The sequence below is a fragment of the Nostoc sp. CCY0012 genome, assembly GCF_963920855.1.
Lineage (GTDB): Bacteria > Cyanobacteriota > Cyanobacteriia > Cyanobacteriales > Nostocaceae > Cyanocohniella.
On sequence record NZ_CAWUDM010000003.1, the window covers coordinates 64,687 to 76,272 of the forward strand.

Genomic DNA, 11,586 nt, shown 5'->3' on the forward strand with positions numbered 1-11,586 from the left:
GATTGTTTTACTAATTTTCTTCTCTACCCCACAAATCTATTTGCGAAGTTGTGCGAAGTAATCTGGCAGCTTCTGTTGATCCATCAACTCTGCGAGCGCGATTCATTTCTTCCATTTGCTGGGAAATGTTGGCTAAATTTAAGTTGGAGTATTGCAGAGATTGCTGGGTTTGGATTGATTGCGCCAGTGTTTCACTAATAATTTTTGTTTGTTCTTGTTGGAGTTTAATAGATTGTAGTTGTAGATTGCTTTTCTCGCTTTCTAAGTTAGCTAATGGATTTGTGGTAACTAAGTTAGCAGCAGCAGTAGCAAGTCTCTGAAAAATATTATCGGATTCCTGAGAAATTTGTTCAATGTTATCTAGAATGGCTTCAGTATTTTGCAACTTGGATTTTAATCGTACTTGTCCATCTCTACCCATAATACTTTCTATGGAACTACGGGTAATTAAACGATTAATTTCATTGCTTAATGCATTGGCTCGTACAACTGGATTATTCTCAAACTTATCTGTTGTGGGATTAAACAATAAATCCTGACGTGCTTTGCTACCAGCCTCTATGGGGTTAGGTATATTTAATTCTCCTGAAGAATTATTTAAAGCATTTTGACTTCTTGTTTCCAGAGGTCTTACGGTTTCGCTGAGATTATTTCTGAGATAATTTTGCATATCTACAGAATAAGATTGAAAGTCAGTCCAAACATTGCCTAATTGTGCCATTGCTGGTAGGACTAACAACCCTGAAAAAGCCAGTGTGAAAAAGGTAGTTTTTCGCATATATCCCTGAAATAACATGAAAAAAGTGTGTAGCTATTCTCGGTCAATATTGAATGTTCACTAGTTTTTATCTTAATTAACTACCACGCAACGAAGCTACTAGTTGCCGGGCAAATACAGAAATTGCTTCATATTTATCGTTGTAACGTAGCATTGCTTGTTGGCGTGCAGTTTGTTCATTGGGGTTGTTAGCAACTACTGCCAATTGTTCATATCCTGGATAGTAACGACAGAAGGTATAAATGCCGTTATCATCTAACAACCATTGGCTATAAATGCCTTCTTTGCGAGGGAAAAAGCTTTCTGTGGCATTACGAGAAATAATATCGCGGGGATATTTTAAGATGCTGACAAAACTATCTACTGCTACTGGCTGGATACGACCAATTAAGCGTGTAGTTAAGTTTTGTAGAATTTTGGATGCGGCTTTGGATTTGGCAATGGTATCAGGGTCTTGTGCTGATAAAATTACCCGAATCCCTGCTTTAGCTCCGTTGGCGCAAATTCTGCCGACTAAATCAGAAATTTGGTCAAATTCAAATAAAATTGGGGCTTCGTCAATAAAGAAGATGGAAGCGGGACTGCTTAATGCACGTCGCAACGCCGCAGAATAAGCGCTTAAAGATAATACGGCGGCATCTTCGTTATCTGATAAGTTTCGCAGGGCAAAAACTAAAAGTTGGGCATCTGTGGGAAAGCTAGATGGTGCAGAAATGGATTGTCCTACGCGGCTAGAAAGCCAAAATCGCAGGCGCAGTTGAATTTGACTGAGGGCATCATCAACTCTGCCACTGAGAGATTCTAATTGCAGATGTTCTGGTGAACAGAAATACAAAAAGTCTTTTAAGGTAGGGGTTTTTTGCCAAGCTTCACTACCAAATCCTCCAGCTATAGCTTGTTGATATCGCTCTTGAATACTTGCATCAGCAAAGAAAGCACTTAAAGCTAAGTTGATGAGGGAACGTACGGTTTGGGCTAGCAGTTGACTTTCGGTGGATGAACCCAAAACCATTGTCATGAGAGCCGATTCTAAAAAGCCAGTATAATCGAGCAGGCGATCGCGCTGTTGTTCTGGAGAAAGCGATCGCAAATCTGGCTGTTCAAATAAGTTATTTGATTGTTTGGAAATATCAAAATAAGCGCCATTGCCCTCCATGAACTCGGTATAGTCGGTAAAGGTGGATGAGCCATCAGGTTTGGGAAAGTCCAAGGCGACTACGGGAATACCATGAGCTAAGGCTTGGGTTAAAATTCCTGACACTAATACTGATTTACCAGCACGAGTTGTCGCAAATAGCGCTAAATTTTTGTGTTGGTTAAATAAATCTAGGTGTATGGGTGTTCCTCCTTCTTCAGCAATCAACTCGAAGCCGTGGCTATCTCCAGCTTTGGTGATGACTAAGGGCATTAACCCAGGAACTTCACTAGTTAAATACAATTGACGACGGTTAAAGGGTTTAACTAACAAACCTTCCCAAACTATTGGTAAAGATTGTAGCCAAATTTTCCAGGTATACTCTATTTCTCTAATTACCTGGGCTGGGCGTTGAAAGCAGTTTTCAATATATCTTGTGGCTTGGTCTAATTGTTCCACGTTGGGACGATGCACAAAAATCGCTACACTCGTATATATTGGCACCGCTCCTTCATACAATTGTTCCTGGGCTGCTACGGATTTTTTTAATTTTAATTGCGCGTTGACATCAATAGTTTTACTTTTTTCTTGAGCCATGAGTGCTGTCATGTTTGACTGTTTCAACACTCGTTGCAAAGTAGTTTTAACTAATGCTGGGTTAGCGGCTGTTAACTCACAAAAAATTTCTGTATCTACTACTGTTTCTCTAGCTAGCAGTTCCCACAAATAACGCAACTGAGAAAATTTATTTTGCCAACCACCAGGTTTTTCTAAAAATGTCAACGCGCCAATATACTTGTTTTTCACGTTAACCCAACGGCGGTCGGCACAAGGTACACCAGACTCCATCAACAAGGTTGTGCTGTGAATATTTTCTATCAGTAATCTGGTACTAGGTAAATCTGAATTTACTTGTTCGTGTAATCCATTTTCATCTAAATGAATTAGTTGGGGAATTTCTATAGGTTCGGTATCATTAAATCGCTGCCAAGCGTGGGCCCATAATTCATCAGCATTTAAAGGTTTGACATCTAAACCCATTTTGTTAGATAACAACTGTTCCCATCGGGAAAAACCTTGTTGGTAAGCTTTGATGATTAATGTTTCGATGCGCTGATTCTGCACATCTGCCAGTTCACCTTTGAATTTTAACCACCATACTTCAGCTTTGGATAAAAGTTTCTCAATCCAATCGTCTGCTTGGGTCGTATTTGGTTCTATGGTGTAAGTAACATAAATTTTGAGAAATTTTGGCTTGCGAATCCCCGAAGTAGTCAGTTCTTGAATTCTGGCTCTTTCGGCTGTCAGTAAATATTTGATATCCCGTGATGGTGTGTGCCTTACTAAGTCGCCTAGTTCGTGTTGGCGTTGTTTATCTGAACTAAAAGACCCCATATGTAAGGTCATTTTTTCACCTTCGGGAATATCTTTTAATCCAGATTCGATGTTATTAAAAATTGTGTCTATTTGTTCACTTCTTAAGGTAGTGTGGATGCCTCGGCATTCAAAACCAAAGACAAAGCAAAACTTATCTTTTTGGGTTCCTTTATTTAAAATGTAAGCGCCGATATCGCGTCCGTTCAGCGAAATGCCGAGCATTGTCGCCAAATGTAACGCATCTTCAAATGGTGTCAATCTACTTTCTTGACCTGCGAGACCGACGCTTTGTTTTCCGATTTTTTGCTTCATGATTAACTTCTAGCAAGCTTTGATAACGAGCAAAGCCTCTTGTCCAAGTGGGAACTCCAATAAATTTGCTTAAAAACCGCCAACTCCTACCACCAGTTAATATCCACCAAGTTGCTATCCCCCAGCCAGCAATCAATACTGTCCACAACCATCTTTGAAAATCATCGGCAAAAATCCCTCCGAAAACTCCATTGACAATAAAGTAAGCAGCTAACACAATTACCAGCCAAGGGAAAATTTGATCAGCCGGAATTGGCCCTAATGATGGTTGTGATCCTAGGATTTGATTGACTGGACGAAATTCTGGTTCTCGTTCTTGAGACATAAGACATTTCTTAACTTTACTTCATCTGACCCATAAGAGATGAATTAGTTAGTGCTATCCCCAATTACAAAGCCTGTCAGCACATCAGCGACAGTTACAGCAACCACTACTAACAAGGGAACTCTAGCGATACTTTGCCAATCTTCATCTTTACGGACGGCGTTAATGACACCAATGAGAGAAACAGCTATATAGAGTAGATAAATTGCTCGCAACACGTTGAATATTAAACTGACTGCTGCTTGGGTATTAGTATTGCTTCCTGTACCTTCTGTTAAAGTAGTTCTAAAAAAATTTTCGGCTCTACCAAAAAATTGTGCGTTTGCCGTCCCTGCAAAATAGTCTAACCAAAATAAACTGAGGATGATGGCTGCTGCAAATATTTGTAATAGTATCAGCCATCGCTGCGGTAAACTAACTAGCTGACCAACTTGCTGGAAGATTATTGTTATTAAACTACCAACCAGCAAACAAAATACCAGGATGGGGCTTTTCAGGCTAACAACGCTTAAAAACACAGCGCAAGCAATCAAAAAAGGCAGCGATTCTACCACCCGCAGTCGCCATAATGACCATATTTTTCTTGATTTGCCAGATGTGATCGTTGCACTATCATTTAAATTTAGGTCGAATTTTCTCACACTGTCATTTCTAAACATTTGCCCATTTCCCTGTTATCTATAACAACTATTAGTGATATTCATCCTTAAAAGTTTTACCATTTAACGCCCGCTAAGATTTCATCTTCAGAAAGCAGTGTGAGTAAATGAAACACATAAAACATCATATATGTTCATTTAGGAAGATGTTATTAAGGATGTATTAATCAATTCTTAACATTCAGTTAAGTACTTTATTTAAAATACATAGCCATTCCCTCATGTGTGAGGTATTACAAGTAAGATAAATTTGTCCTTCGGCAGCCGAGAATACTCTCTATTACAGTCATTAAAAAAGTTAGTTTTTTTACCTATTGATTACTTGGCTTATGAGTGAGGTAAGTAGTGATAATGAAAATCTGTCTTTTCCTCTAAACCTAAATTGTGATCAAAATCAGATGCCTAAAATCTTTCATGTTATTTACTTGACATATTAGGCAGTAAGTAGTCCAGAGATTGGTGGATTTTTGGGAAGTTGGCTTACAGAACAACTGATGCCAGCTAAAAGTAATTTTCACAACTTCAAGACCATAAGATCATGCCTGAAAAACCTACTTGTGGAAAACACTAGATAGGCACGGAGAATAGCGTAAGTGTTTACACTGCATTGAGCTAATGATTTGGCGATCGCTTAGTTCATCTTGTGTAGGCTTCCAGTCTTAAATATTAACAGTGTTCCGATATCCTTTATGTATTTTTTACTTGATTGTAAACCAGAAATCTGAGATTAGTTGAGTAAAACCTGGTGCTTTTCCGTTCAATTCGGGGATTGTAGCTAGTGAGATGTTGTTGATTGAGTGTTTGTTCGGTGAAATTCATCATAACTCTACAATCAATGTCAAATTTTACGTGGTATTATCATTTCTTACCCGTTTATTATCCCTTATTTGCGACCATCAGGATTAGGTTACTGGATAGGTAGCAAAATGTCCAGTGTAGAAACACACAAGAATTAATGACAATAGTAAAGATACAGAAAAATAGGGTTTAACTGCAACAATTTGGTACTAGTAGAAGAGAGCAGGGGGAGCCGGGGAAGAAAGGGGGGTTGGACTACGTGTACACAAAAGTCTGATCAAATTGCCTAAAAGCGTTTCCATCCCCCCTAACCCACGCCAGTTGCTATTCTGTGAGAAGCCGTACAGCGTGCGTCTACAAATCCGAAAACCCGCCCACCGCGCTGCCTCCCTTTTCCAGCTATGGTGTACAAGTTAGTGGACTGACACAGCTAAAATGGTGTATCAGATGTAGCGTTGGGTTTGCCTACGGCACGCTACGCGAACGCAAAGCCTCAACTCAACCTACTGGCGCGTCTAGTCTAATTTGTTGGGTTAAAGATAGGACTTACACACTCGCTAAGAAAATCAAGGCTTTGAGATTGCTTCCCTACGGTCGCAATGACGAAAATACGTGGTTGCTTACGTAAGTACTGTTGTCCTATTCCTAGTTTCCTCGCTCCACGAATAAATTTAACTTTTGCCAACTATTAATTCCCATAAGCCAAGAATACAGACACAATTTTCTGACTTATGTCTGTTTGATAAGTGATATAAATTACTCTGGGCGCAATCACAAATCAAAGTATGGCATTTCCAGAAAAAATAACTGCAAAAAATAGGCAGTAAAAACTCTATATTGTTGATGTGATATTTAATTTGTGAGAAAAGACATAAATATAGGACTTAAGTCTAAAGTGTCTTTGAGAGATACTTGATTTTTTTTAGTTATGCATAAACAATAAAGATAACCTCTAACAAGTTGTAGTCCATCTTGTTAAGAACCTAACCTTATCCAATTTAAAAGTCCGCAGGTGCGGACTTTTTTATGTCTACTCAAATTTGGCTTTTCATATAATAATTTATGTCTAAATATTTCATCCCATAGGCTTGATTATTGAACTTAATCGCCAAAAAAAAGATGTTATGTGACATCATTGTTGCCCTTTTGAGTGACAATTAGCTCTGGTATAGCAATGTTTTTCCCACATCTTTTTGAGGCTTAAGGAGAAAATTCTGCACGCAACTGATTGACAACGCGATCTAGTCCCACCGAATGGGCGGCTTTGAATAATAAGCGATCGCCTGCTTGGACAAATGTTGTTAATCTGGCTAGTAAATCGGCATGAGTAGCAAAACACTCACAGGGGATACCTGCGGCACCTTTAGCGATCGCTTCGGCATCTTGTCCATCCACCAACACCAGCAAACCGTCTAATTGCAACTGTTGTACTGTTTCACCGACTTTTTCATGCAGTTGTTGCGATCGCTCTCCTAATTCTTTCATGGCACCCAACACAGCAATCTTGCGTTTTCCGGGTGTATCTGCCAATAAATGCAACGCTGCTAACATCGCTTCTGGTGCAGCATTATAAGTCTCATCTAAAATTAAAACATCATTGGGCAAACTAAATTGTTGCGATCGCCCCGTGGGCATATTCACGACAACACCCTGTTTTAAATGTGACCAATCAATGCCCAAAACCTTTGCCACAGCTAAAGCCGCTAAAAAATTTGTGGCATTATGACGGCCAGCCAACGGTAAAGGCAATTCCATTCCGGAAACTTTGATTGTCTGATAATCAATTAATGATCCTTGGATGTCACCACCAGTTAAACCATAAGTTAAAACTTCCCCTGTCCAAACTTTCGCCGCTGTAGCCATGAGTAAGGGATTGTCATGATTGAGAATTGCTACACTATCTGGGGGCATTTCTGCTAATAACTCACATTTAGCCTCTGCGATCGCCTCTTCCGAACCCAGCAACTCAATATGTGCCGTACCCACATTAGTAATTACCCCCACCGTCGGACGTGCTATGTGCGTTAATTCAGCAATTTGACCCCGACCGCGCATTGCCATTTCAATCACAGCATAGTTATAATCTATACCGAGTTCTAATAAAGTTTTGGGTACACCAATTTCGTTATTAAAATTTCCATAGGTTTTGTGAACCTTACCTTGGGTTGCCAAAACAGCTGCAATCAGTTCCTTCGTTGTAGTTTTGCCCACAGAACCAGTCACCCCAATCACCGGAATATCAAAGCGATCGCGCCACCATCTGCCAATTTTTTGATATGCCTCTAAGGTATTACTGACCCGCAATACAGGCAATTCGGTATTTTCATAAGAAAAATCGACAATAGCAGCTAAAGCACCCTTGGCGATCGCACTAGCAACAAACTCATGTCCATCAAAATTTTCGCCTCGTAACGCCAAAAAGACTCCACCCGGTTGCAAAATCCGAGTATCTGTTTGGATAGTGCTACCTACTTGGGCTAAAGCAGTCTCAGATAAATTCACAGGTTGAGCCGAAAGAACTTCTAACAGTTGGGAAAGGGTGGCAGACAAAGGCATAGGTATCAGGTATAAATTTAGTTGCAGTTGGGAAACAACCAAGTATACAAATTTTCTGGTGCTGTGGGGACTGGAAGCTGGGGAAGATGAAGGAAAAAATTCTTAACCCCTAGCTCTTAGCCCATCACTTTTTGGTAATAAAACTATATGGTTTGCTTTGCAATTCGTTACAGTTTTCGTAACGAGGCGCTGAGTGGTTAGCTATCTATGCATAAAATGACCTTCATTGAAGACGGACTGTTTCAGATGTGAGGTTAATGACAGAATGAAGAGAAAATATTTGACCCTGATGGGTACAGCTCTAACATTGGCGCTAACCACTAATGTTGCCACCGCTGAAGTTCAAGAAATCGAGTTGTCACCACAAGGTCTAGAAATTTTGTGTGAGGCATCTCCGCTCAATTCTCGTTGTCCGGGTGGTACTCCAGTCTCACCAAGATCCCAATCTGGCAGCCCTACCGAAGCAGAAACTCCACCCACACCAGAAACCACACCAGGAACCACACCAGGAACCACACCAGGAACCACACCAGGAACCACACCAGGTGCTACAACTCCAGGTAGCTCTACCGAACCAGGAACTATGACACCAGCACCAGCACCTGGCAATCTAGATAATTCTACCGAACCAGAAACCATTACACCAGCACCTGGCATTCCAGATAGCTCTACCGAACTAGAAGAATCGGAAGAATCAGCGCCTGGGAATTTAAATAACTCTACCGAATCAGAAACTATTATTACACCAGCACCTGGTACTACCATTCCAGATAGCTCCGAACCAGGAATGATCGCGCCCGACGCTGGTACTCCAGAAAGCCCTGCTGAAGAAGAAGAATCAGAAACCATGACACCAGCACCAGGCACTGAAGAAAGCCCTGCTGAACCAGGAATGATCGCGCCACCGATGAATTAAAAACTCAGTTTCGTTGGTCAATTGAAGACAAAAATAGTGCCAAGGAAGTTAGACTTCTTTGGCACACTTAAGTTTTATCTGTAGAGCGATCGCCCCAACTCACTTTATTACCCAAAGAACTTGGGCAAAAATTCATTTAGGTGCAGATTACTTGCCTACTCGTCACTTCCTCATTCACATGAACCAACATTGACTTTGACCACTTTGTGTTTTTCTGATTCAGCTTTTGGCAAAGTCAAGCGGAGAATGCCATGTTGATAATCAGCTTGCACTTTGTCATTTTGAATCAGCGAAGGTAAGGGAATTACCCGTTGAAATTGGCCATACTGAAATTCAGACCGAGTGACACCGTGGTCTTCAGTTCTAGATTCAGACTTCCTCTCACCACTAATAGAAACTGATTCAGGAGTTACTTCTATATCTATATCTTTGGCTTCTAAACCAGGAACTTCCAGTTTCAAGTGAATTGCATCCTCTGTTTCTTCAAGTTCAGCCGCCGGGGTGAAGAGAAATCCCATCCTTTCACCACCATCAGTGGGGCTTAACCTTTCTAACAAACGATTCATTTGCCGCTGTAAGGTGTCAATTTCCCGAAACGGTTCCCAACGTTCAAATCCTCGGAATGGTTCCCAACGAGTTATTGCCATAGCTATCACCGCTAAGATGTCCTAAGTATTGTGTTTAGTCTTAGGAGGCTCAATCTCAAGCTTTTGAGGCTCTTTGTGGTCAATATTGTATCTATTAAAGCTTAATCTTCAGCTTCCTAATAACACATTAGATCCACGTTAAATCGAGTAGGTTCGGTTCTATCGTCAGGTGCGATCGCAATAACCGTACTCCATAATTAATTTCATATTTCGTTACAAACCCGGAAATAGCTTATAATACCTGAGTCAATCTGAACTCCTAGCAAATTCCGATAATTAATTGCATGGCTAAACAATATGTTCCCAATGCTTTTTTGAAAATAGAAGATGCCAAGTTATATGCCATTTTTGCGTGGAGTCAGCGCACAGCAGAAATGATTCCGGTCAAGTCATGGTTAATTATTCTAGAAATTTTTGTCCATGAACATTCTTTAGAAACATCCTACGAAATATTTCAAAAAATTAAATTAACAAATTATCAATATATTAATGAACTAAACAAATATGAACAATTAATGCCAGATGCAATAGTATATTTAGCAGATGGCAGCGTCACAATTTTTGGTAAAGGATTTCGCAGCTTTATCGAAAAAGAGATGCAATTTGAACTTGGTGAATTAAGTCAAGAAAATTACCAAGTTTTGCTACAATTGTTTTCTTCATGTGAATTAAAGGATGATTTAGACTCAATTCAAAATTTAGAAGACTTCCGCAAAATAGTAGAAAAATTAGAAAATATCGGTTTACTTTCACCTGCTACTGGTTCTATAGACTGGGGCGATTTAAAAAAAACCGTGCCAATTTGTCAGGCATTTGGATTAACTAGGGGAACTCCTGTTGATAGATACTACCTCAGTAAATTTATTACGGAAATTCGTCCACAAATTGTCGGTAATGTTTTAGAAATTGGCGGAACACCAAAAGATAAAGATTTTTATCAAGTTAACTCAGGAACTTCATATAAAATTCTTAACTTAGAAGCAGGCCCTGGCATTGATATAGTGGGCGATGTTCACCAAGTATCAGTCATCGAGCCAGAATCTTTCGATTCAATCATCATTTTCAATGTATTAGAACATTGTTATGCCCCTTGGATAGCAGTAGAAAATATTCACAAATGGTTAAAACCGGGCGGGAAATGTTTTGCTATGGTACCAAGTGCTATCAGAGTTCATGCTACCCCTATGGATTACTGGCGACCTTTACCTGATGCTTTTGCTTCGATATTTAGACACTTTTCCCAACAACAGTTATACGTCTATGGTAATCCTATTAGTGTCATCGCCAGTTATCATGGAATTGCCGTAGAAGAACTAACTACCGAAGAACTAGACGCTTTTCATCCAGATTACCCCGTCGCCACTTGTATCATGGCTGAAAAATAAACTTAATACACAATTAATCACGATTTATGAGTTGTATCAACTTTGATGTAAAACCAGAAATATCAGTTATTCTCTGTACTTATAACCGTGCAGAATATCTAAATAACTGTATTAATAGTGTTATTGATCAAACTTTTGCTGATTGGGAATTAGTTGTAGTAGATGACGGTAGTCAAGATAATACCTTTGAAATTGTCAACCCATATCTGCAAAAATTGCACAATGTTCGTTATTTGAGACATCAAAATCGGAAATTAGGATACTCTAAAAATGCAGGGATTCAGGCATCATTTGGTAATTACATTACATTTCTCGACAGTGATGATGCTTACAAACCTAATCATCTAGATTCCCGACTAGAATATATGCAAGCTAATCCCGAAATTGACTTAATCCAAGGTGGCTTTTACTCTACAGAAGAAATTTGGGTAGCAGATTATTTTCAACCTGGAAAAACAATTAATTTACGAGAATGCGTTTTAGGCCCCACCTTTTTTGGGAAAAGGAAAGTATTTTTTGAATTAAAGGGATTTAATGATATTCCTTATGGAGAAGATACCGACTTTTGGGAACGGGCAGAAAAAATCTTCCATACCCAAAAAGTCAGTGAACCGCAAACTTATATTTATACCAGAGCCGAAACTAGTATAACTAAAAGTGTTTTAGAAAAAATTTCTTCATCTAGCTAATTAGTTGGT

At 39.6% G+C, this 11,586-nt stretch carries 10 protein-coding genes; 4 read left to right on the plus strand and 6 right to left on the minus strand.

Annotation, left to right across the window (positions count from 1 at the left end):
- Positions 1-10: 10 nt before the first annotated feature.
- From ACM0OS_RS01420 to ACM0OS_RS01440, 5 genes are all read right to left on the minus strand, one after another.
- Positions 11-778, minus strand: coding sequence for a hypothetical protein (locus ACM0OS_RS01420; protein WP_414541368.1), 768 nt, complete (start codon positions 776-778; stop codon positions 11-13).
- Between the two features lie 76 nt (positions 779-854).
- Positions 855-3,602 (minus strand): hypothetical protein, encoded by a 2,748-nt coding sequence (locus ACM0OS_RS01425; RefSeq protein WP_414541369.1) that lies wholly within the window; start codon positions 3,600-3,602, stop codon positions 855-857.
- Positions 3,550-3,927, minus strand: a complete 378-nt coding sequence (locus ACM0OS_RS01430; RefSeq protein WP_414541370.1) for a hypothetical protein — start codon at positions 3,925-3,927, stop codon at positions 3,550-3,552. The genes ACM0OS_RS01425 and ACM0OS_RS01430 overlap by 53 nt, the downstream gene beginning before the upstream one ends.
- Before the next feature lie 44 nt (positions 3,928-3,971).
- Positions 3,972-4,586: a hypothetical protein gene (locus ACM0OS_RS01435; RefSeq protein WP_414541371.1), complete on the minus strand. Its 615-nt coding sequence runs from the start codon at positions 4,584-4,586 to the stop codon at positions 3,972-3,974.
- A 1,998-nt stretch (positions 4,587-6,584) separates the two neighbouring features.
- On the minus strand, positions 6,585-7,940 hold the full coding sequence (locus ACM0OS_RS01440; RefSeq protein WP_414541405.1) for a UDP-N-acetylmuramoyl-tripeptide--D-alanyl-D-alanine ligase: 1,356 nt from the start codon (positions 7,938-7,940) through the stop codon (positions 6,585-6,587).
- Positions 7,941-8,229: 289 nt separating this feature from the next.
- Here ACM0OS_RS01440 and ACM0OS_RS01445 point away from each other — a divergent pair, with 289 nt between their 5' ends.
- Together ACM0OS_RS01445 and ACM0OS_RS01450 are read left to right on the plus strand one after the other, a co-directional pair.
- Positions 8,230-8,856, plus strand: a complete 627-nt coding sequence (locus ACM0OS_RS01445; protein ID WP_414541372.1) for a hypothetical protein — start codon at positions 8,230-8,232, stop codon at positions 8,854-8,856.
- A 58-nt stretch (positions 8,857-8,914) separates the two neighbouring features.
- A complete protein-coding gene (locus tag ACM0OS_RS01450) occupies positions 8,915-9,049 on the plus strand; it encodes a hypothetical protein (RefSeq protein WP_414541373.1) in 135 nt (44 codons plus the stop codon).
- Here ACM0OS_RS01450 and ACM0OS_RS01455 read toward each other — a convergent pair.
- Positions 9,027-9,503, minus strand: a complete 477-nt coding sequence (locus ACM0OS_RS01455; RefSeq protein ID WP_414541374.1) for an Hsp20/alpha crystallin family protein — start codon at positions 9,501-9,503, stop codon at positions 9,027-9,029. The genes ACM0OS_RS01450 and ACM0OS_RS01455 overlap by 23 nt on opposite strands.
- Positions 9,504-9,787: 284 nt before the next feature.
- On the opposite strand from ACM0OS_RS01455, the gene ACM0OS_RS01460 reads away from it, so the two are divergent.
- Entirely contained in the window at positions 9,788-10,888 is a 1,101-nt protein-coding gene (locus ACM0OS_RS01460; RefSeq protein ID WP_414541375.1) for a methyltransferase domain-containing protein, read from the plus strand.
- Between the two features lie 26 nt (positions 10,889-10,914).
- Complete coding sequence (locus tag ACM0OS_RS01465) at positions 10,915-11,577, plus strand: glycosyltransferase family 2 protein (protein WP_414541376.1); 663 nt, start codon at positions 10,915-10,917, stop codon at positions 11,575-11,577.
- Positions 11,578-11,586: the final 9 nt, after the last annotated feature.